We start from the raw sequence: 22,465 nt of genomic DNA on the forward strand, positions 1-22,465 counted from the left end.
CGCAGCAATGGGTTTATGGACTTTGTGATCCATTGATCAATTTGAAATCGGACACTCGAGGTTTACCTATGAACAAAAACAGAGGATTCACGCCTCTGGCGATCGTTCTCTTGCTCTCTGGCGGCTTAGCGCTTACAGGATGTGACGATAATCAGGCTCAGCAAGGCGGGCAGCAGATGCCGGAAGTTGGCATCGTCACGCTGAAAGCCGAGCCTCTCCAGATAACAACTGAACTTCCCGGTCGCACCAGCGCATACCGCATCGCGGAAGTACGCCCTCAGGTTAGCGGCATTATCCTGAAGCGTCACTTTACCGAAGGGAGCGACGTAGAAGCGGGTGTTTCACTCTATCAGATTGATCCTGCTACCTATCAGGCAGCGTATGAAAGCGCCAAAGGCGACCTGGCGAAAGCTCAGGCTGCGGCCAGCATCGCGCAGTTAACGCTGAAACGTTATCAGAAACTGCTGGGTACTCAGTACATCAGCCAGCAGGATTACGATACGGCCCAGGCGGATGCACTGCAGGCAAACGCCTCGGTTATCGCTGCGAAAGCCGCGGTGGAAACGGCCCGTATTAATCTGGCCTATACCAAAGTGACCTCGCCTATCAGCGGGCGCATTGGTAAATCCTCCGTGACCGAAGGCGCGCTGGTACAGAGCGGTCAGGCGACCGCGCTGGCAACCGTTCAGCAGCTGGACCCGCTCTACGTTGATGTGACCCAGTCCAGCAACGACTATCTGCGCCTGAAACAGGAGCTGGCTAACGGCACCCTGAAACAGGAAAACGGCAAGGCGAAGGTTGAGCTGGTGACCAATGACGGTAGCAAATACCCGCAGACCGGTACCCTGGAGTTTTCCGACGTCAGCGTTGACCAGACCACCGGCTCTATCACGCTGCGCGCCGTCTTCCCGAACCCGGATAACACTCTGCTGCCGGGCATGTTTGTCCGCGCCAAACTGGAAGAAGGGGTTAACCCGAACGCCATGCTGGTTCCGCAACAGGGCGTCTCCCGTACGCCACGCGGCGACGCGACTGCGATGGTCGTGGGTGAAGGTGATAAGGTCGAAGTTCGTCAGATTACCGCCACTCAGGCGATTGGCGACAAATGGCTGGTAACGGATGGTCTGAAAACCGGCGACCGCGTGATTGTTACGGGTCTGCAGAAAGTCCGCCCTGGCGCTCAGGTTAAAGCTCAGGAAGTGACGAAAGAAGACAGTAAAGAGCAGTCCGCTGGCGGTGCTCAGGCGGAACAGCCCAAGTCTTAACTTAAACAGGAGCCGTTAAGACATGCCAAATTTCTTTATCGATCGCCCCATATTCGCATGGGTGATCGCCATCATCGTCATGCTGGCGGGGGGGCTTGCGATACTGAAGCTGCCGGTCGCGCAATATCCAACGATTGCGCCACCTGCGATTACAGTATCCGCGAACTATCCCGGCGCTGACGCAAAAACGGTGCAGGACACCGTAACCCAGGTTATCGAACAGAATATGAACGGTATCGATGGCCTGTTGTACATGTCCTCCGCCAGTGATTCTACGGGCTCCGTACAGATTACGCTGACCTTTGATTCCGATACCAATGCCGATATCGCTCAGGTTCAGGTGCAGAACAAACTGCAGCTGGCAATGCCGTTGCTTCCTCAGGAAGTACAGCAGCAGGGCGTGAGCGTCGAGAAATCGTCAAGTAGCTTCCTGATGGTTGTTGGCGTCATCAGCGCCGACGGCTCCATGGACCAGAACGACATTTCCGACTACGTCGCAGCGAACATGAAGGATCCTATCAGCCGAACTTCCGGCGTAGGTGACGTGCAGCTGTTCGGTTCCCAGTACGCAATGCGTATCTGGATGGACCCGACGAAGCTGAACAACTTCGCACTGACGCCGGTCGACGTGATTGCCGCGATTAAAGCGCAGAACGCCCAGATCGCCGCAGGCCAGCTTGGCGGTACGCCGCCGGTTGCAGGCCAGCAGCTGAACGCCTCGATCATCGCGCAAACCCGTCTGACCTCCACGGAAGAGTTCGGCAAAATTCTGCTGAAGGTTAACCAGGACGGTTCGCAGGTTCGCCTGAGCGACGTCGCGCGTATTGAGCTGGGTGGTGAAAACTACGACATCATTGCCCGCTTTAATAACAAACCGGCTTCCGGTCTGGGGATCAAACTGGCAACAGGGGCGAACGCGCTGGATACCGCTAACGCGGTCCGTGCCGAGCTCGATCGCATGAAGGCCAGCTTCCCGGCCGGTCTGGAAATCGTTTATCCGTACGACACCACACCGTTCGTTAAGATCTCTATCTTCGAAGTGGTGAAAACGCTGACGGAAGCGATCATCCTGGTCTTTATCGTGATGTATCTGTTCCTGCAGAACTTCCGGGCCACGCTTATCCCGACCATTGCGGTGCCGGTGGTACTGCTCGGGACCTTCGCTATCCTCTCGGCGTTTGGCTACTCGATAAACACCCTGACGATGTTCGCGATGGTGCTGGCGATAGGCCTGCTGGTCGATGACGCCATCGTGGTGGTGGAAAACGTCGAGCGCGTGATGGTGGAAGAAGGGCTGCCGCCGAAAGAGGCAACCCGCAAGTCCATGGGGCAGATTCAGAGCGCGCTGGTCGGTATTGCCATGGTGCTCTCTGCGGTATTTATTCCGATGGCCTTCTTTGGTGGCTCGACCGGTGCGATTTACCGTCAGTTCTCCATTACCATCGTTTCCGCGATGGTGCTGTCGGTGCTGGTGGCGTTGATCCTGACGCCGGCACTCTGTGCCACCATGCTGAAACCTGTTGCTAAGGGCGACCACGGCGAAGGGAAAAAAGGCTTCTTCGGCTGGTTTAACCGCATGTTTGAGACCAGCACCAACCACTACACCGACAGCGTAGGCCGTATTCTGCGCAGCACGGGTCGTTACCTGCTGCTCTACGTGGTCATCGTTGCCGGTATGGCCGTGCTGTTTGTGCGCCTGCCAAGCTCGTTCCTGCCGTCTGAGGATCAGGGCGTGTTCCTGACCATGGTTCAGCTGCCTGCGGGCGCGACTCAGGAGCGGACGCAGAAGGTACTGGATGGCGTGACTGACTACTACCTGAAAAACGAAAAAGATAACGTGAACTCCGTGTTCGCCGTTAACGGCTTCGGTTTTGCAGGTCGTGGCCAGAACACCGGTATTGCCTTCGTGTCGCTGAAAGACTGGGGTGACCGTCCGGGTGCTGAGAACAAGGTTGACGCCATTACCGGCCGGGCAATGGGCGCGTTCTCGCAGATTAAAGATGCGATGGTGTTCGCCTTTAACCTGCCGGCAATCGTTGAGCTGGGTACCGCAACCGGCTTTGACTTCCAGCTGATCGATGAGGCTAACCTGGGTCACGAGAAACTGACGCAGGCCCGTAACCAGCTGCTTGGCGAAGCCGCCCAGCATCCTGATTTGCTGGCGGGTGTCCGTCCTAACGGTCTGGAAGATACACCGCAGTTCAAGATCGATATCGATCAGGAAAAAGCGCAGGCGCTGGGCGTCTCCCTTAGCGACATCAATACCACGCTGGCGACCGCCTGGGGCGGCAGCTACGTGAATGACTTTATCGACCGCGGTCGCGTGAAAAAAGTCTATCTGATGTCCGAAGCGGAGTACCGCATGCTGCCGAAAGACATTTCCAACTGGTACGTACGCGGTAGCTCAGGGCAGATGGTGCCGCTGAACGCCTTCGCCACCACCCGCTGGGAGTACGGTTCACCGCGTCTGGAACGCTATAACGGTCAGCCGTCGATGCAGATCCAGGGTGAGGCCGTCCCGGGCAAGAGTACCGGTGAAGCGATGGCGATGATGGAAAGCCTGGCGGGTAAACTGCCTGCGGGTATTGGCTATGACTGGACGGGCATGTCCTATCAGGAACGTCTGTCCGGGAACCAGTCCACCGCCCTGTACGCCATCTCGCTGATCGTGGTCTTCCTGTGTCTGGCCGCGCTGTATGAGAGCTGGTCGATTCCGTTCTCGGTTATGCTGGTGGTCCCGCTTGGGGTTATCGGCGCGCTGATGGCGGCCACCTTCCGCGAAATGTCTAACGACGTTTACTTCAAGGTGGGCCTGCTGACAACCATTGGCCTGTCGGCGAAGAACGCGATATTGATCGTCGAATTCGCCAAAGATCTGATGGATAAAGAAGGTAAAGGCCTGATTGAGGCAACGCTCGATGCTGTCCGTATGCGTCTGCGTCCTATTCTGATGACCTCACTGGCATTTATGCTCGGCGTTATGCCGCTGGTGATCAGCTCCGGTGCAGGTTCCGGCGCACAGAATGCGGTAGGTACCGGCGTTCTGGGTGGGATGGTCACGGCAACCGTGCTGGCTATCTTCTTCGTACCGGTGTTCTTTGTGGTGGTACGCCGCCGCTTTAGCCGCAAAAGCGAAGATATTGAGCACAGCCATAAGGTTGAGCATCATTAATCCCCCTCTTCTTCTGAAGGCCGCGAAAGCGGCCTTTTTTTTGCCTTTCATCCGAAACCAGAAACGCCTTATTGTACGTTCTTTTATTTTATGAAGACGAAATAAGATATAATGATCCCCCCGGCAATATCCCTGCGCTAACCAGGCGAATCTTTATTCACAGAGTAAACCGGTTTCATTAAGAATATTCCTGGAAGAAAAAGAAGGAATTGTGAATTAAGAATGCTTTTATCTCAAAGCAGAATGATAACTTGATGATTTGTAAGGCTGAGTATTTTCAGATACCACGCACGTCTCCCGCAGCAAACGCCCGTCCATCAAGGTTATCGGGATAATGCAAAAAAATGACTTAATTGTAATTTTTCGTAATAGCGCGGTGAAATATTGCACGGAGTAGATTATAGTTATCAACAGTAGTGCACAGTTGCAGGTCAGTATTAACAGTAGTACCCATCCCAAAGCGGTTTTCAGCGAGTTTTAATGACGACGAGAAGGGGATGCGTTATGGACGAATACTCACCAAAAAGGCATGATATCGCGCAGCTTAAATTTATCTGCGAAAGCCTGTATCATGACGGCCTTGCGAATCTTGAAGAGAGCAACCACGGCTGGGTTAACGACCCAACTTCGGCAATGAACCTTCAGCTCAACGAACTGATTGAACACATAGCGACCTTCGCGCTGAATTATAAAATTAAGTACAACGAAGACAATAACCTTGTCGAACAAATCGACGAATACCTGGACGACACCTTTATGTTGTTCAGCAACTATGGCATTAATACGCAGGATTTACAGAAGTGGCGGCAGTCCGGCAATCGGCTTTTCCGTCGTTTCTCAAGCGTGAGTCGGGAGAATCCCGCCAGCTTGTCCTGTTAAAATGATTAAAAATTAAGGTAAACATATGTCTGCTACACCATTAACCAAAACCGATTATTTGATGCGTCTGAGACGTTGTCAGTCAATTGATACCCTGGAACGCGTGATCGAAAAAAATAAATACGAACTTCCTGATAATGAACTGGCTGTATTTTATTCAGCTGCCGATCATCGTCTTGCAGAATTGACCATGAATAAGCTTTACGACAAGATCCCTACCTCCGTATGGAAGTTTATTCGTTAATATCTCACACCATCTGTCCAGGGTTTGTTACGGGTCCACGTAAGTGTTTTTGTTTAAGAAAATGTTTACTGAGCTTTCAAACTGTTATGCTTTTTAGTAACGTTTCTGTTACTTTTCGCCGGGTGTACCAGCACGTAAAATAGGCTGTTACCCGCCCGGGACTGAATGCAAAGGCACAAAATGACAGAGATACAGCGACTTCTCAGCGAAACCATCGACGATATCAACCGCCTGGAAAAGCGGGATAACCGACCGCGTTTTAGTATCAGTTTTATCCGTAATCATCCGGGTCTGTTTGTCGGTATGTATATCGCCTGGTTTGCCACGCTTGCCGTTATGCTGGTCTCACCTACCCTTGTGGATTCCGTCTGGCTGCTGGTGGTGCTGTTTGTGCTGCTCAACGCCTTCTTCTTCTTTGACGTCTATCCGCGCTATCGCTACGACGATATTGACGTGCTGGATCTCCGCGTCTGTTATAACGGCGAGTGGTACAACACCCGCTTCGTGCCGCCGCATCTGATTGAGGCAATCCTGCACTCTCCTCGCGTAGAGTCATCGCAGAAATCCCAGCTGCAGCAGATGGTGGCCCGTAAGGGTGAACTCTCTTTTTACGATGTTTTTTCCCTGACCAAAACAGAAACCGCGTAATGACAACTCAGAATCAGTTCGGGCAACCGGTCGGTGACACTCTGGCCGACTGGCAACCGCGCAGTCGCCCGCAGCGCGTGACCTTAAGCGGTCGCTACTGTCGGCTGGAGCCGCTGACCAAAGCGCACGCGCCTGCTCTTTTTGCCGCCCACAGTCAGGCCAAAGACGCCCGTCACTGGACATGGCTGCCGCGCGAGCAGGACAGCACTGCTGAAGGGTATGGACAGTGGGTTGCCAGCACTGAAGCACATAGCGATCCTCTCCATTTTGCGGTGATCGACATTAAGAGCGGGCAGGCGGTCGGATCGCTGGCCCTGATGAGGATTGAACCTTCAGATGGCGTAATGGAAGTCGGACACGTCCACTTTTCGCCGCTGCTCAGCCGCACGCCGATGGCGACGGAGGCCCAGTGGCTGCTGATGCGCTACGCCTTTGAAACGCTCGGCTATCGCCGCTACGAATGGAAATGTGACAGCCTGAATGCGCCATCTCGTCGCGCTGCACTGCGGCTCGGCTTTCAGTTTGAAGGGTGTTTTCGTCAGGCAAGAGTGGTGAAAGGTCGCAATCGTGATACCGACTGGTTTTCGATTATTGATAGCGAGTGGCCCGCGGTCGATCGCGCCCTGCAGAACTGGCTGGCCATCGACAATTTCCATGCCGACGGCAGCCAGAAGCGAACGCTTGAGAGCTGGCGACAAACGCCAGAGCCGTAATTAACGACGCTTCTTACGTCCCTGCACCGCTTTAAAACGCGGGTTGCTTTTACAGATCACGTAAAGGCGACCCTTGCGTTTAACGATCTGACAGTCCGGATGACGCTGCTTCGCGCTGCGTAATGAATTCAGTACCTGCATGATTACTCCTTCTTACCGCCAAGAAAGCGGCCAAAGCGCTGCTGGAAACGGGCGGTGCTGCCCTCGTTCGAAAACGTCTTCTGCTTGCCGGTGTAGTAAGGGTGCGATGCGGAAGAAACATCCAGCGTTACATACGGATACGTCACGCCTTCCAGTTCAATCTCGCGCTCCGTTTTGATCGTCGACCCAACCTTAAAGTACTCATCAACGCCGGTGTCGTGGAACACTACCGTACGGTAGTGCGGGTGGATATTAGCTTTCATGGCAACAACCTGTATTGTTATAACATAACAAAAGTCTACTCGTGCGCCATCGTAAATACAAGTCGTTCTCGTTATCCATTTTTCGCAAATGCTCATGACCCGCCGCGAACATAAATTAGACAAGAACGTTATTGGTCGGATGTATCGCAATCCGGCACTCTGTTTTTATCCCCCACAAAGAGGTCACCATCATGATGCGCTGTTGTTGCTCCCGAACCCTGAATCTCAACCGATACCCTGACCCTTTTATTTGCGGAGATAGCGATGAGCGCGACCACCCTACCTATTCTCGATCTCGCCCGGTTACACAACCCGGCTGACAAGCAGGCCTTCCTGACGCAGCTGCGCCATGCGGCTCGCGATATCGGTTTTTTCTATCTCACCAACCACGGTATTGACGATGCGCTCCAGCAGGCCGTGCAGCGTGAAGCCCGCCACTTCTTTGCCCTCGCTGCGGACCAGAAGCAGCAGGTGGCAATGATCCACTCCCCGCACTTTCGCGGCTATAACCGTGCGGCCTCGGAGCTGACGCGCGGCCAACCGGACTGGCGGGAACAGTTTGATATCGGTGCCGAACGTCCGGCGCTGCCGCGGGAAAATAGCGCGCCTTCATGGCAGCGTCTGCAGGGTCCAAACCTGTGGCCGGATGCTCAGCCCACGCTCCGGCCTGCCCTGCTCGCCTGGCAGCAGGCGATGACCGAGATGGCGATTACGCTGCTGCGCGCCTTTGCCGAATCCCTGAATCTGCCGCCGGATTCGTTTGACACACTCTATGGCGATAAGCCGAACGAGCATATCAAGCTGATCCGCTACCCCGGTCGCGCACCAGACCAGAGCGCTCAGGGCGTGGGCGCCCATAAAGATTCCGGCTTTCTCAGCTTCCTGTTACAGGACCAGCAGAAAGGTCTGCAGGTAGAAGTGTCCCCGAACAACTGGATAGATGTCACCCCGCTGGCGGGCAGCTTTGTGGTCAATATTGGCGAACTGCTGGAGCTGGCAACCAATGGCTATCTGCGCGCCACCGTCCATCGGGTAGTCTCACCACCTGCGCAGCAGGAACGTCTCTCTATCGCCTTTTTCCTCGGCGCACAGCTGGATGCGGTGGTGCCAGTCTACGCCCTGCCGGACGCGCTGGCGCGGGAAGCCCTGGGCCCGGAAAGCGATCCGCAGAACCCGCTGCTGCGTGATGTGGGATGGAACTACCTGAAGGGCCGCCTGCGCTCCCATCCGGACGTGGCGGAAAAATATTATCGCGACGTCCTGCGCGAGCGCGTCGAACAGCTGATTGTCTGAACCCAAATAACGACTAAAGGAATCACATAATGAAAAATGCCGCTTTCACTCTGGCAGGGGTTGCTCTGTCACTCTCACTGGCCCTGGGCAGCGCCCATGCTGAAGCTCTGCGTATTGCCGCCGATCCGGTGCCGCACGCTGAGATCCTTAATTTTGTTAAGAAAATCGATCCTAAACTGGATATTAAAATCGTCGAGCTGACCAGCGGGGCCAATGCCAACGAGCTGCTGGCAAATGGTGACGTGGATGCTAACTATTTCCAGCACGTCCCCTATCTGAAGGATCAGGAAAAAGCGCTCGGTAAAACCTTCGCCGTGGCCGCCACCGTGCATATCGAACCGCTGGGTATTTACTCGCGCAAATACCAGGATCTGAAGGCTATTCCGGAAAATGCCACCGTGGCGGTGCCGAATAATGCCACCAACCTCAGCCGCGCCCTGTTCCTGCTGCAAAGCCAGGGATTGATTAAGCTGGACGCGAAATTTACCGATCCGGCCACCACTCAGGCCACGCCGAAGGATATCGCGGAAAATCCGAAGCACCTGAAAATCCTTGAGATCGAATCCCCGCAGATCCCCCGCTCGCTGGACGATGTCGATCTGGCCGTTATCAACGGTAACTACGCTCTGGAAGCCGGGCTAACGCCATCCAAAGATGCGCTGGGGCTTGAGAGCGCCAGCCATAATCCCTACGCCAATATCCTGGTAACCAACCCAAATCTGGCTAACGATCCGCGCATCAAGGAGTTGGCAAAGGATCTGACCTCGCCGCAGGTGGCGGAGTTTATCCGTAAACAGTACAACGGTTCGGTCATTCCGGTGGCGGCACCTCAGTCATGATCGTGATTGAAGGGCTGAGTAAAACCTATGCCGGAACCGGCCAACCGGCGCTGCACAATGTCTCTTTCACCGTCCCGCGAGGTGCGGTCTACGGTATTCTCGGGCGCAGCGGCGCGGGCAAAAGCACCCTGATCCGCTGTCTGAATTTACTGGAGCGTCCCAGCGCAGGCCGTATCCTGCTGGATGATGAAGACATTACCCTGCTTGATAAGGCCGGGCTGCAAGCGCACCGTCGCCGGACCAGCATGATTTTTCAGCACTTCAATTTGCTTCATGCCCGCAACGTGGCCGATAACGTCGCGGTGCCGCTGGAAATCGCCGGCGTGCCGAAAGCCGAGCGCCAGGCACGGGTAGAAGAACTGCTGCATCTGGTGGGGCTGAGTGACAAGGCCCGCGCCTTTCCGTCCCAGCTTTCCGGCGGGCAGAAACAGCGGGTCGGGATCGCCAGAGCTCTGGCCTCCCGGCCTGATATCCTGCTGTGTGATGAAGCCACCAGCGCGCTGGACCCGGACACCACCGCTTCAGTACTGGCACTGCTGGCGGACATTAACCGCCAGCTTGGCCTGACTATCGTGCTGATCACGCATCAGCTTGAGGTGGTCAAAACCCTGTGCGACCACGCGGCGCTTCTGGAAAGCGGCGAGCTGATTGAGCACGGGAAAATCGCCGATCTGCTGACCACACCCTGGTCACGCCTGCGTAAAATGCTGCTGCCCAACCCGGAGGTTGAGCGCCAGTTTCTGCTGCGTCACGGTATCGAGGAGAGAGCGCTATGCGGGGTAGCATGAACTGGGAAGATCTCTGGCCGCTGCTGCTGAACGGCACCCTGGAGACGCTGTATATGGTCACACTGGCGACGCTGTTTACCGTGCTGATTGGCCTGCCGGTCGGGGTGCTGCTGTTTGTCTCCCGCCGGGATGGAGTGATCCCGCTTCCACGGGTAAACGCCACGCTGGGCGCGGTGGTTAATTTTGGCCGATCTTTGCCGTTTATCGTCCTGCTGATCGCCCTGATCCCCTTTACCCGGCTGCTGATCGGCACCACGCTGGGCAGCACCGCCGCGGTGGTCCCCATCACTATCGGGGCATTTCCGTTCTTTGCCCGCCTGACGGAAAGCGCGCTGGATGAAGTGGAATCGGGTCGTAGCGAGGCGATTCTGGCGATGGGCGGCAATGCGTGGCACGTCATCAGTAAAGCGCTGCTACCGGAAGCTCTGCCCGCGCTGCTGGCGGGAACCACGCTGACGATTGTGATGCTGATTGGCTTTTCATCGATGGCCGGGGTGATCGGCGGCGGTGGGCTGGGAGATCTGGCGATTCGCTACGGTTATCAGCGCTTTAATGATCAGGTGATGGTCGGCACCGTACTGATTCTGGTCGCCCTGGTACAGGGCGTCCAGATGTCGGGGGAACGGCTGGTGCGCAGTCTGGCGCACCGCCGGTAAATCACTTACTTGCCGGACTGTTCGCGGCCAACCAGCACCGTCGTCAGGGTAAACGCCAGCGCAACCGAGATAGCCATCCCGCTGACGGCATAGAGGAAGTACGGACCAATATACGCGGGCAGGCTGAAGATGCTCGACAGAATATAGCCATACAGCCGCACGCCAAAGAACGCGATGTATGCGGACGCCAGGGAGCTGGCAATCGTGGCCGCAATAAACGCTTTCTTATAGCGGGTCAGGACGCCAAACAACGCCGGTTCGGTAATCCCCAGCAGCGCAGAGACACCGGCCGACAGGGCAATAGTACGTTCCTGACGGTCACGGCTCAGACGCCAGATGGCGAAGGTCGAACCGGCAATCGCTATATTGGCCATACACATCATCGGCATCAGCATATCGTAGCCGCGGTCGGTGAAGTTCTGCAGCGCAATCGGGGTCATCGCGTGGTGCATCCCGGTCAGGATCGCCACCGGACGAATCGCCCCAACCACCAGCCCGGCAAAGCTCGCCGAGATGCCAAACAGGCCTTCGATAAACCACGCCAGCCCTTTACCCAGCCAGATACCAATTGGCCCGATAATCACCAGCGCCGCCAGCGCACCAATAAACAGAGTCAGCGTCGGCGTAAAGACGGTCTTCAGCACTTCCGGCATGACCGAATCCACCCAGCGGTGGATATACTTCAGCGCCAGCACGGAGAAGATCACCGGGATCACGCTGGAGCCATAGTTAAACACCGATACCGGAATGGTATTCAGCAGCCAGAAGACGCTGACGGCCCCTTCCTGATGCGCAGCCAGAGCCTTCGCCGCCTCGATCAGCGACGGATACATCAGACAGGCGGCCAGCGCAGCGGCCAGATATTCGTTAGTTTTAAAGATCTTCGCCGCTGATACCGCGAGGAAGAACGGCAGGAACCAGAAGACGCCGCTGGCAATCAGGTCGATCACAATCACCGTATCGCTTTTCGGCGAGACCACCTGTAGCGCGACCAGCCCGGCCAGCAGGCCTTTGATCATCCCGGCACCCGCAATCGCGGGCACGATAGGACCAAACACCCCGGAGACCGTATCCATAAAGAGCGAAACCAGGCTTTTACGGCCTTTGCCCGTCTCTTTCTCCGCCGTCGTATCCTGACCCAGCAGGGAGGAAAGCTGTTCATACCAGCTATTCACCTTCGGCCCGATAATGATCTGGAACTGGTCACTTTGCAGCTGCGCGCCCAGGACGCCAGGCAGCTTTTTAATCTCGCCCTGATCCACTTTATTGTCGTCGACGAGGTCAAAACGCAGCCGCGTCATGCAGTGCCAGACTTTATTAATATTGTCCTGGCCGCCCACCAGCCGAATAATACTGGCGATAGCCTCTTGCGTCCCCATAATAACTCCCGCTGCCTGTTGTCGTTTTAATCACTGCGATAAATGGTAAGGAAACCGAAACAACAAAACAAACCAATAAAACATGATCGCCATCACAAACAACCTCCCAAAGCCCACAAAAAACACCACAAAACGATAATTGGTCTGGTTTTTAATTAAAAACAAAGCCAATAACAAACCAAAAAATTTAAATAAAAAAAGAGTTTACCTTGCCGGGTTTTTAAGGTGATGATAATTGCCATTCCGCTATTCTTTTTACCCTGCCGCAAGGAGTCTTCGCCGTGCAGCCGACGCTTATTACCGATGTTTCCTGCTTTATTACCCGCCCCGACAGGCATAACCTGGTCGCCGTGCGCGTCACCACCAACAAAGGCACCGTCGGCCACGGCTGCGCCACCTTCCAGCAACGCCCGCTGGCGGTCAAAACCCTGGTCGACGAGTATCTGAAGCCGCTGCTGATTGGCCGCGATGCCAATAATATCGAAGACCTCTGGCAGATGATGAACGTTAACGCCTACTGGCGTAACGGCCCGGCGATGAACAACGCCATCTCCGGCGTCGATATGGCCCTGTGGGATATCAAAAGCCAACTGGCCGGAATGCCGCTCTACCAGCTGCTGGGCGGCAAATCGCGGGATGCTATCGCCGCCTACAGCCACGCCAGCGGCGATACTCTTGAGGCGCTTTTCAGCTCCGTCGACGGACTGCTGGCCCAGGGCTATCGCCATATCCGCTGCCAGCTCGGCTTCTACGGCGGCACGCCTGCCGAACTGCATGCGCCGCAGAACCCGACGCCGGGCGCCTGGTTCGATCAGCACGAGTATATGGCTAACACCGTAGAGATGTTCCGCGCCCTACGTGAGAAATACGGCTACCGCCTGCACCTGCTGCACGACGTCCACGAACGCCTTTTCCCTCAGCAGGCCGTGCAACTGGCGAAACAGCTTGAGCCGTTCCAGCCTTACTTCCTCGAAGATATTCTGCCGCCGCAGCAGAGCGCCTGGCTTGAGCAGGTGCGCCAGCACAGCAGCGTCCCGCTGGCGATGGGCGAGCTGTTTAACAACCCGGCAGAGTGGCACGATTTGATTGTTAACCGGCGCATCGATTTTATCCGCTGCCACGTGTCGCAGATTGGCGGCATCACCCCAGCGCTGAAGCTGGCGGTGCTCTGTCAGGCCTTTGGCGTGCGTCTGGCCTGGCACGGCCCGGGCGATATGACGCCGATTGGCGTGGCGGTGAATACGCATCTGAATATTCATCTGCACAATGCTGCCATCCAGGAGTTTATTCCGCGTTCGGCCAGCACCGATGCGGTCTTCCCCGGCGCGCCGGTGGTCAACGATGGCTATCTCTATCCGCCGGAAAAACCGGGTATTGGGGTGGGCTTTGATGAGCAGCAGGCCGCGGCCTACCCGCTGATGTATCGCCCGCATGAGTGGACCCAGAGCCGCCTGCCCGACGGCGCGATCCATACGCCATAGTCAGCCGCCGCTCTGGCGAAAGGCCAGGTTATCGCGGTTGTGCGGGATAATGTAGGTACAGCTGTAGTTGATATCGATAATATCGCTTATCTCATACACCTGACCGCCGTCCAGAATCCCGCGGTTGTTGATATACATTGCCGGGCTGTTCTTTTTACAGCCCAGCAGTTCAGCCTGATCCCGGCTGACGCTCACCGCCCGGTACGAGGTCAGCATATGGGAAATCTGATACCCCTTACCCAGAACGTACTGCTGGATCGACCGTTCGATCGTCTGCTGATTGAGGTCGGGAAACAGATTGACCGGCATTCTTGATACTTCAATCTGCACTGGCTCATCGTCAACAAAACGCAGCCGACAAAACTGCCAGATAAACTCCTCATCCGTCATACCAAAGATCTGCTGCTCATCGCGGTTTGGCCGTGTCTTGCGCAGGCTGACCATTCGGGAGCGGATCCGCTCGAAGCGTTTTTCAGTAATCGAGTTGTAGACCAGCGGATTATTACGCGCCTGCTCGTTGATCCAGATCCCCGACCCCTGCACGATACGCACCACGCCAATATCCGCCAGCTTCTCCAGCGCCTGACGGACGGTAAAGCGCGAAACGCCGTACTCCTCCGCCAGCTGACGTTCGGGCGGCAATTTGCGCGGCCCGGCGTCGCTGGTCTGGTAGATCTTACTCAGCAGATCCTGGGTAACAAACTCTCTTTTTTTCATCGGGCAGATACCGCATGTTGGCTTATCACCAGAGCATACCAGTTGAACCGCCTGATTACGCCTGTCGCCAGCTAAAGGCGTAGCGCACCCGCTCCTCGTTCAGCAGAAATTCGGGCGACACGCTTGGGCTCCAGGAGTCATCCCCGCCGAGGCCCATATGGAAGCCATCAAGGTGAAGCCAGCAGCCCGGCTCCTCACGCAGAAGATGGTGATGAGTCGTCTGGCGGAGCTGTTCCTGGCCGTAACGGCTCAGGGCGAAGTGGAACTGGCCTTGCAGCCGGTGAGCCCCGAAATCCAGTTCACGAGTGTCGCAGCGCAGGCCGTTATCACCCGGGAAGATATAGGCCGTATGCAGCGCCTCCAGCGGCAGGGTCCAGCGTCCCTGACGGGCGGCCAGCTTACGGTCGGGATAGTTTTCATGCGGACCCAGTCCCAGCCAGCTTGCCGTCGGCGCGATGTCGCGCAGCTGGCAGCTCAGGCCGATACGTCCGGGAGACGGGGCGGTGGTGGCAACCTGTACCTCGACCTCCACATGCAGGATCCCATCACCGTCGATACGCCAGCGCTTGTCGCTCAGGAACAGGGTTTCACCCTGCGCCTCCCAGGCGTGCAGCGTGTTGATCAGCACATCCGTACCCTGCGCTATCGCCTCACAGCGCAGCAGGCGCGAGGTCATCTCGTACATGCCCGCCGCTTTCCAGCGTTCAACCCAGGCGTTGGGATCGATCCGGGTCACTTCGCTGACGCCAATGTCGTTATCAATTGGCGCACGGGTAAAACTGTCCCGCAGCGGGCTCAGCAGCGTCGGCTGCCCATCGCGCCACCACTGCTCCAGCTCGCCGCTGGTGCGGCTGAACTGCCAGCGCTGATTATCGTGAACAATATCGTAGTGCGTGTCGTAGGTCTCCAGCTGCGCCTGCCCGGCGGGCGCATCAGGGATCACAATCGCCAGCGGCGCCGGTAAGCGCCATTGATCCCAGGCGCAGAGATGCCCGGCCGGAGACCAGGACGTTGCCTGCGGCTGCCAGACGCCGACGCTAAGCCAGACTTCGCCCGGCAGCGCATCCAGCACCGGTATGGTTATCTCAATACGCTGAGAACCCTGCGGGGCAATTTCCAGACTGCATTCACCTTCGGCCAGCAGCTTGCCGTCGCGGGCGATGGTCCAGCGCAGTTTTTCGTTGTCGCTGCGGCGGAACAGGTATTCGCTGGTCGCCTCAATCACCAGCGGCGCGGTACTCACCAGGCGGAACTGGAAGAACTGCTGCGCACGCTGGGCTTCATACAGCGTGGGGTGCGGCGTGCGGTCCGGGAAGACAAGCCCGTTCATACAGAACTGACGGTCGTTCGGCGTATCGCCGAAGTCGCCGCCGTAGGCCCAGAAACGCTCGCCGTTTTCATCGGTTTTGCTCAGGGCCTGATCGACCCAGTCCCAGACAAACCCGCCCTGCAGGCGCGGAAACTCGCGGAACGCCTGCCAGTATTTGGCAAAGCCGCCGAAGCTGTTGCCCATCGCATGGGCATATTCGCAGAGGATGAGAGGCCGGGTTTCATCCGGCATGCCGATCCACTTTTTGATCGACCATTTCGGCACCGCCGGGAACGGCTGGTCCTGGTCCACGCGAGCGTACATCGGGCAGACGATATCCGTCGCGGCGCTGTTGGCCCCGCCGCCTTCGTACTGTACCGGGCGCGACGGATCGGTGGTTTTCAGCCAGCGATAGAGCGCGTCATGGCTGGCGCCGTGGCCGGACTCATTGCCCAGGGACCAGATAATAATCGACGGATGGTTGCGGTCGCGGGCCACCATGCGGGTCACGCGCTCGCTCATCGCCGGGAGCCAGCGCGGATCGTCGGAAAGACGACGCATCGGCACCATACCGTGGGTTTCAATATTGGCCTCGTCCACCACGTACAGACCGTAGTGGTCGCAAAGTTTGTACCACAGAGGATGGTTCGGATAGTGGGAGCAGCGCACGGCGTTAAAGTTATGCTGCTTCATCAGCTCGATGTCGCGGCGCATAGTGGCTTCATCCACCGTCTGCCCGGTTTCAGGATGATGCTCGTGGCGATTAACCCCGCGAATTAACAGCGCTCTGCCGTTCACTTTCAGCAGCCCGTTGCTGATCTCCACGTGGCGGAAACCGATGTCGCAGGCTTCACTTTCCAGCACCTGGCCGCTTGCCGTGCGCAGGACCAGCACAGCACGATAGAGATTCGGGATCTCGGCACTCCACAGCGCAGGGTGCGGCACCGGCAGGGTTAACGTCAGGCGCTCGGCCCAGCTTCCCCGCTCGTCGATAATGTCGCTGCCCGCCTTGCCGCTGACGTTGCCCAGCATCTGTCCGTCGCGCCACAGGGAAAGCTCAACCTGCGCGTCGGCAAAGGCTTTGCCCTCCAGGGTCACCTCTGCCGCCAGAGTACCGTGGCTGAATTCGCTATTCAGCGTCGGCTTCATAATATAGTCGGCAATACGCGTAGCCGGTTTATGCTGCAGCCGCACGTCGCGGAAGATCCCGCTCATCCGCCACATGTCCTGATCTTCCAGGTAGCTCCCGTCACACCAGCGCAGCACCATCACTTTCAGTTCGTTGTCACCCGGCTTCAGTATTGCGCTGAGGTCAAACTCGGCGGGCAGGCGGCTGTCCTGGGAGTAGCCGATCCACTCTCCGTTACACCAGAGATAAAACGCCGAGTTCACCCCCTCAAAGACAATTCGCGTCTGCCCGCTGGCAAGCCACTTGCTGTCCACATCAAATGTGAGCGAGTAACAACCGGTCGGGTTTTCTGCCGGAACCGTCGGCGGCGTGACCGGGATAGGATAGGTCACGTTGGTATAGATGGGCGTATCGAAGCCGTGCATCTGCCAGTTCGACGGTACGGGTATCGTCACCTCCCCATCGCTCTGCTCCGTCAGCCAGTTCGCCGGAACCGCTTCAGGCGAAGCGTACAGCTGAAAGCGCCACTCGCCGTTCAGCGAACGCTGGCTGGAAGATTCACCCTCGTCGCGCGCGAGTTTAGGATCGCGCCAGCTGTGCATCGGCGCATGGGCCGGCAGGCGGTTGCAGCCGGTAACGACGGGGTTCTCCCAGTCGCGGCGGGCGATCAGGGCATCTAAGGTCAGGGCAGATTTCGGATTCATATTAACCTCTATGTGAAGCGCTCACAATTTGGTATCACAGTGCACCGTTATTCGGGGACGGTAAAGTCCCCTGACAAGAAGAAGCGAGAGGGATCACAAACTATTCGCGTCCCGTCAGACGCAGAGCGGCGGTCGCCAGCGCCTGCAGTCGGGCCAGCGTCTCGCTGGCCGCAGCGGCCTCGTCAACGCGGGCGGTAGATCCACGCGTCACCAGGGTCACCGCCAGCTGCCTGCGGCTCAGATCCTCTGCGTCGCTTTTTAACCGCGCTTCCAGCCACTCAACGCTCTGCTGCCCGGCATCCTTAAACGCCTGGCGCACCGTGGTCAGCGGCGGCGTAAACCAGGCGCTGTCGGTGGTGTCATCATAGCCAATGACCGAGAGCTGCGTCGGGACGGCAATGCCTTTCGCCGCGCAGGCCCGCAGCACGCCGAGCGCCATCTGATCGTTTGCCACCAGTATGGCATCCGGCCACTCGCTGTCGGCCAGCAGACGGTGCGCCTTTTCAAAGCCCGATGCCGCGCTCCAGTCGCCCTGCTCCGCGCCAGACGGCGTCAGACCGGCCCGGGCCAGATGATGCAGCCAGCCGGAAAAACGCGCTCGCGCCGAGACGGAACTTTCCGGACCGCCCAGCAGCGCAATGCGTCGACGACCGAGCGCCAGCAGGTGCTCAACGCTCAGCCGTGCGCCCTGCTCCGCATCAAAGACCAGGCTATTCACCGCCGCCGTCGGGCTGACATCCAGAAATAGCACCGGAAGCGGCGCGGCCAGTGCGGCCAGGCGTTCGGCCTGAGCGTCCTCCAGCGGAACGTTGATCAGCAGGCCGCTGACGCGCTGGGCAAGCAGCTCCTGCAATGCCAGCAGGCAGGCCGCTTCGCTATTGTTTTCCACCATCGAGATCAGCACGGCAAAACCGGCCTTGCTGGCGCGGGATTTGACGGAGGAAGCAATTTGCGAGGGAGCGTGCAGGGCAAGGTCGGCGGTCATCAATCCCAGAGAGAGGGTGCGTTTACCCGCCAGCTGCTGTGCGCCACGGTTGGGCACATAATTCAGTTCCGCCATCGCCTGCAGCACCTTTTCCCGGGTACGGGATGAAACGTGCTCGGCCTCGTTGATCACCCGAGAAACGGTCTGGTAGGAAACGCCCGCCAGGCGGGCCACGTCATACAGCGTAATGGCTTTCATAAGATCCGGTCAGCGATAAGAAACCCGGTAAGTGTACCTTAAAGTTTTATCGCTGACCGTGAGCGCTTCGCAATTTAGCCCGTTGCCTGCGCTTTTTCAGCGAGAGGCTTTACTACGGACCGCGTACTGAACCACGGCAGGCAGATCTGAATCAGCGGACCAATCGCCAGGGCATAAAGCACCGTCCCGGGGCCAACCACCCCGCCGAGCAGCCAGCCGACCAGCAGCACACTCACTTCAATAGTGGTGCGGATCCTCCGCACGGGCCAGCCGGTACGAGCGTGAACCCCGGTCATCAGACCGTCACGCGGTCCGGCCCCGAATCCAGCCCCGATATACAGACCGGTTGCCAGGGCGTTGACCACCACGGCCGCAACCAGAAGCACGCTACGGGCCAGCAGGGATTCAACGGGCGGTAAAAGCGCAAGCGTGGCATCTGCCGCAAGCCCGATGGCAAACACATTACTGATCGTCCCCAGCCCTGGCCGCTGACGCAGCGGGATCCACAGCAGCAGTACCAGCACGCCGGTCGCGATAATCACAATGCCAATATTCATCGACAGCAGGGCAGCAGCCCCCAGGTGGAAAACGTTCCACGGATCGGCCCCCAGATCGGCACGCACAAACATGGCGGTCGATACACCGTAAAGGCTCAGGCCAATATAAAGTTGCAGCAGGCGACGCAGCATTAAAAAAACCTCTGAAGCAGGAGTGTTGCGTCATCATCACTAAAAATGGCACCATAATTAATGACCAGTTTTTAAAAAGTGGACTGCTAATATGTCACGCCGTACCGCAACTCAGTCGCTGGCGCGCCTGCTTGGCCGCTGGCAGGAGAGCCCTTCCCGCACCCCGCTCTGGCGGCAGCTGGCTCTCGCCCTGCGTCTGCTTATTCTTGATGGTCGACTGGCGCTGGACAGTCGCCTGCCCGGCGAGCGGGAACTGGCCTCGGCGCTTGAGGTTAGCCGGACCACCATCGCCAGCGCCCTGGCACAGCTGCGGGAGGAAGGGTATCTCGCCAGCCGCCAGGGAAGCGGCTCCTGGGTGGTGCTGCCGGAAAACAGCCGCACCGTGCCGACCCGCACCACCGCAGCGACCGCGCTGGATCTCTCCACCGCCGCACTCGGTGCCGGGCCGGAGATCCACCACGCCTATCAGCATGCCCTGACGCTATTACCGCAGCACCTCGGCAGTACCGGCTACGATCAGCAGGGTCTGCCGGCGCTGCGGGAGGCGATTGCCAGGCGCTATCGCGACCGGGGGCTGCCCACGAAAGCGGAAGAGATCATGGTGGTAAACGGCGCGGTCAGCGGCCTCGCCCTGGTCCTGCGCCAGCTCACCGGTCCCGGCGACCGGGTCGTGGTGGATACGCCGACCTACCCGCTGGCCATTGCCGCTATTCAGGGCGCGTCCTGCCGCCCGGTTGGCGTAACGCTTCCGGAAAATGGCTGGGATACGGATGGGCTGGCGGCGACCATCGCCCAGACGGCTCCCCGTCTGGCGTATCTGATGCCCGATTTTCATAACCCGACCGGGCGCTGTATGGATATCGCAACAAGGCAGGCTATCGCCGATATCGCCGCCCGCACCCGCACCACGCTGGTGGTGGACGAAACCATGGTCGATCTCTGGTACGACGCCCCGCCGCCGCCGCCGCTGGCGGCCTTTAACAGCGAAGCACCGGTTATCACTCTGGGCTCAACCGGAAAAAGTTTCTGGGGTGGTTTGCGGCTGGGCTGGATCCGCGCCTCGACCCGCACTCTCGCAACGCTGGTACAAACCCGCGATACCCTGGATTTAGGCACGCCGCTGCTTGAGCAACTGGCGACGCTCTGGCTGCTTGAACAGGCGGAAAATTTTCTCCCCGCTCGTCGCCAGATGCTGGCCACGCGTCGGGAGATGTGCGCCTCTCTGATGCAGCAATTTTTCCCGGAATGGCACTTCGTCACGCCGGAAGGCGGCTTATCATTCTGGGTGGATTTGCCTGACAGGCTGGCAACGCGCTTTGCCGCCAGGGCGGAAACGGTGGGCATTCATCTGGGAACCGGTACGCGGTTTGGTCTGGCTGGCGCATTCGAGCGCAACCTGCGCATTCCGTTTAGTCTGGAGGATACGGATCTGCGTGCGGCATTCAGCACGCTACAACCACTGTGGCAGTCGTTGATGGATCAGCCGTCGAGCGGCAGAGAGCGAAAAATTATCTGAGAAAATATCGACGAGCCGTAAAGGCTCGTCGCAACAATCGTCCATGAAGCACATGAGATGGTGTAGTGTCTTTCTTATTTTTGAGCATCATCACATTACTGCATGATATTTTGATGACGCAGCGATGAAAAAACAATTACGCCTGACGGGGGATCGCAAAACCCTTCAGGGATATAACAAACTCATCCCCGTCTTTTTTTATTTTCGCACCGGTATCACACCAGTCGGAGGCGATACGAAAAAATTCATCGCTGCCGATATTCCACTTGAGTCGAACTTGTTTTACATAGCCCGATCGCAGCAGGTCACAGGCTTCGCCGTAGTTACAGGCTGTTGAGGGTGTCTGTTTCATTTTTTCTTCTTCAGAATCTTGCGTAATGCTTTGATCTCTTTAGGAGTAAAAGGCGAAACGACTTCTTCTTCCGTATGCTGACTGTCAACGTCTTCTTCCGATACTCCCGCCTCGTCCACTGCATCAAATGCAATCAGCAGCAGTTTCTCTGTTGTCGTGCCCAGGTTCTCGTTATTCACTTCCGCATACTGACGAAGTTTCTCTTTCAGCACTTCGTCGATTTTAACATTCAATACCACAGTGGCCATATTTAGCGCTTCCCTTGTGAATTAACCCTTTAATTAATACACGAAGTTAACAGCCTGATCCAGCGATATATTTTAAAAAACATAACGGGCACAGAATCGCATTTCGAGTGTGTCACCACAACATGACAGAATAATGACAATAATATTTCATTTTAATGACAATATATTGTACAGAGAATAATAACCACAATTTAAGAAGGTATTTAAGCAGCGGGATAAAAGAAAAAGAGAGGAGGTAAAGCCAGAATTGGGTGGGGGCCCTGCCAGCTACATCCCGGCACACACGTCATCTGCCCTGGCTGCTTCCTTCCGGACCTGACCTGGTGAACAGAGTAGCGTTGCGGGAGAACCAACAGGGCCCCCATTGAGAGCGTTGTTAACCAACGCGCGGTCGCATTATCCGTGGTGTATCCCTCAATTGCAAGCCATCGACGACCGGTCGATGGTTTCTTGCACAATACCCTCTTCACAGCGCCCGTCGGGCCGACTATGCTGCCACTTCTACCGGGAAGGAACATTATGGAATCTCACGACTCATTCCCCCAGCGCGTGTGGCAAATTGTCGCCTCTATACCTGAAGGCTATGTCACCACCTACGGCGACGTGGCGCGACTGGCGGGTTCACCGCGTGCGGCGCGGCAGGTGGGCGGCGTGCTTAAACGTCTGCCGGAAGGCAGCACCCTGCCCTGGTATCGGGTAGTGAATCGTCACGGCGCGATTTCGCTGAGCGGGCCGGATTTACAGCGTCAGCGCCAGGCGTTGCTGGCGGAAGGTGTGCAGGTGTCGGGGAAAGGCGAGATCGATCTTCAGCGCTATCGCTGGGTGTACTAGAAAAAACCGCCCTTGCGGGCGGTTAT

At 57.3% G+C, this 22,465-nt stretch carries 22 protein-coding genes and 1 other RNA gene; 13 read left to right on the top strand and 10 right to left on the bottom strand.

Annotation, left to right across the window (positions count from 1 at the left end):
- The first annotated feature begins 68 nt into the window (after nt 1–68).
- The 6 genes from acrA (at nt 69) to EDF81_RS20685 (ending at nt 6,921) form a co-directional block, all read left to right on the top strand.
- A complete protein-coding gene (gene acrA / locus EDF81_RS20660; protein WP_123350042.1) occupies nt 69–1,265 on the top strand; it encodes a multidrug efflux RND transporter periplasmic adaptor subunit AcrA in 1,197 nt (398 codons plus the stop codon).
- A 22-nt stretch (nt 1,266–1,287) separates the two neighbouring features.
- Nucleotides 1,288–4,437: a multidrug efflux RND transporter permease subunit AcrB gene (acrB, locus tag EDF81_RS20665; RefSeq protein ID WP_123350043.1), complete on the top strand. Its 3,150-nt coding sequence runs from the start codon at nt 1,288–1,290 to the stop codon at nt 4,435–4,437.
- A gap of 504 nt (nt 4,438–4,941) precedes the next feature.
- Nucleotides 4,942–5,316 (top strand): Hha toxicity modulator TomB, encoded by a 375-nt coding sequence (gene tomB / locus EDF81_RS20670; RefSeq protein ID WP_123350044.1) that lies wholly within the window; start codon nt 4,942–4,944, stop codon nt 5,314–5,316.
- A 25-nt stretch (nt 5,317–5,341) separates the two neighbouring features.
- Entirely contained in the window at nt 5,342–5,560 is a 219-nt protein-coding gene (locus tag EDF81_RS20675; protein WP_123350045.1) for an HHA domain-containing protein, read from the top strand.
- 180 nt (nt 5,561–5,740) lie between these two features.
- Nucleotides 5,741–6,208: a YlaC family protein gene (locus tag EDF81_RS20680; RefSeq protein ID WP_123350046.1), complete on the top strand. Its 468-nt coding sequence runs from the start codon at nt 5,741–5,743 to the stop codon at nt 6,206–6,208.
- Nucleotides 6,208–6,921: a GNAT family N-acetyltransferase gene (locus EDF81_RS20685; protein ID WP_123350047.1), complete on the top strand. Its 714-nt coding sequence runs from the start codon at nt 6,208–6,210 to the stop codon at nt 6,919–6,921. The genes EDF81_RS20680 and EDF81_RS20685 overlap by 1 nt, the downstream gene beginning before the upstream one ends.
- On the opposite strand, the gene ykgO is transcribed toward EDF81_RS20685, so the two are convergent.
- Both ykgO and EDF81_RS20695 read right to left on the bottom strand, forming a co-directional pair.
- A complete protein-coding gene (ykgO, locus tag EDF81_RS20690) occupies nt 6,922–7,062 on the bottom strand; it encodes a type B 50S ribosomal protein L36 (RefSeq protein WP_003859006.1) in 141 nt (46 codons plus the stop codon). It abuts the gene before it with no gap.
- A 2-nt stretch (nt 7,063–7,064) separates the two neighbouring features.
- Nucleotides 7,065–7,325, bottom strand: coding sequence for a type B 50S ribosomal protein L31 (locus EDF81_RS20695; protein ID WP_123350048.1), 261 nt, complete (start codon nt 7,323–7,325; stop codon nt 7,065–7,067).
- 264 nt (nt 7,326–7,589) lie between these two features.
- Between EDF81_RS20695 and EDF81_RS20700 the strand changes: the two genes are divergently transcribed.
- The 4 genes from EDF81_RS20700 to EDF81_RS20715 are packed head-to-tail and all read left to right on the top strand — an operon-like array spanning nt 7,590 to nt 10,901.
- A complete protein-coding gene (locus tag EDF81_RS20700) occupies nt 7,590–8,618 on the top strand; it encodes an isopenicillin N synthase family oxygenase (RefSeq protein WP_123350049.1) in 1,029 nt (342 codons plus the stop codon).
- 29 nt (nt 8,619–8,647) lie between these two features.
- Nucleotides 8,648–9,457 carry a MetQ/NlpA family ABC transporter substrate-binding protein gene (locus EDF81_RS20705; protein WP_123350050.1) on the top strand — a complete coding sequence of 270 codons (810 nt, stop codon included), beginning with the start codon at nt 8,648–8,650 and terminating at the stop codon, nt 9,455–9,457.
- The gene (locus EDF81_RS20710) at nt 9,454–10,245 is read left to right on the top strand and encodes a methionine ABC transporter ATP-binding protein (RefSeq protein ID WP_123350051.1); all 792 of its coding nucleotides are present in this window, start codon (nt 9,454–9,456) and stop codon (nt 10,243–10,245) included. Before EDF81_RS20705 ends, EDF81_RS20710 begins: the two co-directional genes overlap by 4 nt.
- Nucleotides 10,242–10,901: a methionine ABC transporter permease gene (locus EDF81_RS20715; RefSeq protein ID WP_184999562.1), complete on the top strand. Its 660-nt coding sequence runs from the start codon at nt 10,242–10,244 to the stop codon at nt 10,899–10,901. Before EDF81_RS20710 ends, EDF81_RS20715 begins: the two co-directional genes overlap by 4 nt.
- A 5-nt stretch (nt 10,902–10,906) precedes the next feature.
- Here the strand turns inward: EDF81_RS20715 and EDF81_RS20720 are convergent, their stop codons facing one another.
- Nucleotides 10,907–12,280, bottom strand: coding sequence for a PTS transporter subunit EIIC (locus EDF81_RS20720; RefSeq protein WP_123350053.1), 1,374 nt, complete (start codon nt 12,278–12,280; stop codon nt 10,907–10,909).
- 281 nt (nt 12,281–12,561) lie between these two features.
- On the opposite strand from EDF81_RS20720, the gene EDF81_RS20725 reads away from it, so the two are divergent.
- Nucleotides 12,562–13,761 (top strand): enolase C-terminal domain-like protein, encoded by a 1,200-nt coding sequence (locus tag EDF81_RS20725; protein ID WP_123350054.1) that lies wholly within the window; start codon nt 12,562–12,564, stop codon nt 13,759–13,761.
- On the opposite strand, the gene EDF81_RS20730 is transcribed toward EDF81_RS20725, so the two are convergent.
- The 4 genes from EDF81_RS20730 to EDF81_RS20745 all read right to left on the bottom strand — a co-directional run bounded on the left by EDF81_RS20730 (nt 13,762) and on the right by EDF81_RS20745 (nt 19,492).
- Nucleotides 13,762–14,478, bottom strand: coding sequence for a GntR family transcriptional regulator (locus tag EDF81_RS20730; protein ID WP_123350055.1), 717 nt, complete (start codon nt 14,476–14,478; stop codon nt 13,762–13,764).
- A 55-nt stretch (nt 14,479–14,533) separates the two neighbouring features.
- Entirely contained in the window at nt 14,534–17,620 is a 3,087-nt protein-coding gene (locus tag EDF81_RS20735; protein WP_123350056.1) for a beta-galactosidase, read from the bottom strand.
- 100 nt (nt 17,621–17,720) lie between these two features.
- Nucleotides 17,721–18,803 (bottom strand): LacI family DNA-binding transcriptional regulator, encoded by a 1,083-nt coding sequence (locus EDF81_RS20740; protein WP_123350057.1) that lies wholly within the window; start codon nt 18,801–18,803, stop codon nt 17,721–17,723.
- Between the two features lie 74 nt (nt 18,804–18,877).
- Nucleotides 18,878–19,492: a YitT family protein gene (locus EDF81_RS20745; protein WP_123350058.1), complete on the bottom strand. Its 615-nt coding sequence runs from the start codon at nt 19,490–19,492 to the stop codon at nt 18,878–18,880.
- Nucleotides 19,493–19,583: 91 nt separating this feature from the next.
- Here EDF81_RS20745 and EDF81_RS20750 point away from each other — a divergent pair, with 91 nt between their 5' ends.
- Nucleotides 19,584–21,008, top strand: a complete 1,425-nt coding sequence (locus EDF81_RS20750; protein WP_123350059.1) for a PLP-dependent aminotransferase family protein — start codon at nt 19,584–19,586, stop codon at nt 21,006–21,008.
- 136 nt (nt 21,009–21,144) lie between these two features.
- Here the strand turns inward: EDF81_RS20750 and EDF81_RS20755 are convergent, their stop codons facing one another.
- The 3 genes from EDF81_RS20755 to ffs all read right to left on the bottom strand — a co-directional run bounded on the left by EDF81_RS20755 (nt 21,145) and on the right by ffs (nt 21,963).
- A complete protein-coding gene (locus EDF81_RS20755; protein ID WP_123350060.1) occupies nt 21,145–21,360 on the bottom strand; it encodes a hypothetical protein in 216 nt (71 codons plus the stop codon).
- On the bottom strand, nt 21,357–21,608 hold the full coding sequence (locus EDF81_RS20760) for a hypothetical protein (RefSeq protein ID WP_123350061.1): 252 nt from the start codon (nt 21,606–21,608) through the stop codon (nt 21,357–21,359). Before EDF81_RS20760 ends, EDF81_RS20755 begins: the two co-directional genes overlap by 4 nt.
- Before the next feature lie 258 nt (nt 21,609–21,866).
- Nucleotides 21,867–21,963: signal recognition particle sRNA small type (ffs, locus tag EDF81_RS20765), an RNA gene on the bottom strand.
- A 134-nt stretch (nt 21,964–22,097) separates the two neighbouring features.
- Between ffs and EDF81_RS20770 the strand changes: the two genes are divergently transcribed.
- The gene (locus EDF81_RS20770) at nt 22,098–22,439 is read left to right on the top strand and encodes an MGMT family protein (protein ID WP_260232743.1); all 342 of its coding nucleotides are present in this window, start codon (nt 22,098–22,100) and stop codon (nt 22,437–22,439) included.
- Nucleotides 22,440–22,465 lie beyond the last annotated feature (26 nt).

Origin of the sequence: Enterobacter sp. BIGb0383, from assembly GCF_003751845.1 — a bacterium.
GTDB lineage: Bacteria > Pseudomonadota > Gammaproteobacteria > Enterobacterales > Enterobacteriaceae > BIGb0383.

Coding starts and splice junctions, on each gene's coding strand:
- ykgO (WP_003859006.1), bottom strand. CDS start 7,062: ATGCAGGTACTGAATTCATTACGCAGCGCGAAGCAGCGTCATCCGGAC.
- EDF81_RS20700 (WP_123350049.1), top strand. CDS start 7,590: ATGAGCGCGACCACCCTACCTATTCTCGATCTCGCCCGGTTACACAAC.
- EDF81_RS20745 (WP_123350058.1), bottom strand. CDS start 19,492: ATGCTGCGTCGCCTGCTGCAACTTTATATTGGCCTGAGCCTTTACGGT.
- EDF81_RS20705 (WP_123350050.1), top strand. CDS start 8,648: ATGAAAAATGCCGCTTTCACTCTGGCAGGGGTTGCTCTGTCACTCTCA.
- EDF81_RS20680 (WP_123350046.1), top strand. CDS start 5,741: ATGACAGAGATACAGCGACTTCTCAGCGAAACCATCGACGATATCAAC.
- EDF81_RS20695 (WP_123350048.1), bottom strand. CDS start 7,325: ATGAAAGCTAATATCCACCCGCACTACCGTACGGTAGTGTTCCACGAC.
- EDF81_RS20735 (WP_123350056.1), bottom strand. CDS start 17,620: ATGAATCCGAAATCTGCCCTGACCTTAGATGCCCTGATCGCCCGCCGC.
- EDF81_RS20770 (WP_260232743.1), top strand. CDS start 22,098: ATGCTGCCACTTCTACCGGGAAGGAACATTATGGAATCTCACGACTCA.
- EDF81_RS20730 (WP_123350055.1), bottom strand. CDS start 14,478: ATGAAAAAAAGAGAGTTTGTTACCCAGGATCTGCTGAGTAAGATCTAC.
- acrB (WP_123350043.1), top strand. CDS start 1,288: ATGCCAAATTTCTTTATCGATCGCCCCATATTCGCATGGGTGATCGCC.
- EDF81_RS20715 (WP_184999562.1), top strand. CDS start 10,242: ATGAACTGGGAAGATCTCTGGCCGCTGCTGCTGAACGGCACCCTGGAG.
- acrA (WP_123350042.1), top strand. CDS start 69: ATGAACAAAAACAGAGGATTCACGCCTCTGGCGATCGTTCTCTTGCTC.
- EDF81_RS20675 (WP_123350045.1), top strand. CDS start 5,342: ATGTCTGCTACACCATTAACCAAAACCGATTATTTGATGCGTCTGAGA.
- EDF81_RS20755 (WP_123350060.1), bottom strand. CDS start 21,360: ATGAAACAGACACCCTCAACAGCCTGTAACTACGGCGAAGCCTGTGAC.
- EDF81_RS20685 (WP_123350047.1), top strand. CDS start 6,208: ATGACAACTCAGAATCAGTTCGGGCAACCGGTCGGTGACACTCTGGCC.
- EDF81_RS20710 (WP_123350051.1), top strand. CDS start 9,454: ATGATCGTGATTGAAGGGCTGAGTAAAACCTATGCCGGAACCGGCCAA.
- EDF81_RS20720 (WP_123350053.1), bottom strand. CDS start 12,280: ATGGGGACGCAAGAGGCTATCGCCAGTATTATTCGGCTGGTGGGCGGC.
- EDF81_RS20750 (WP_123350059.1), top strand. CDS start 19,584: ATGTCACGCCGTACCGCAACTCAGTCGCTGGCGCGCCTGCTTGGCCGC.
- EDF81_RS20740 (WP_123350057.1), bottom strand. CDS start 18,803: ATGAAAGCCATTACGCTGTATGACGTGGCCCGCCTGGCGGGCGTTTCC.
- tomB (WP_123350044.1), top strand. CDS start 4,942: ATGGACGAATACTCACCAAAAAGGCATGATATCGCGCAGCTTAAATTT.
- EDF81_RS20760 (WP_123350061.1), bottom strand. CDS start 21,608: ATGGCCACTGTGGTATTGAATGTTAAAATCGACGAAGTGCTGAAAGAG.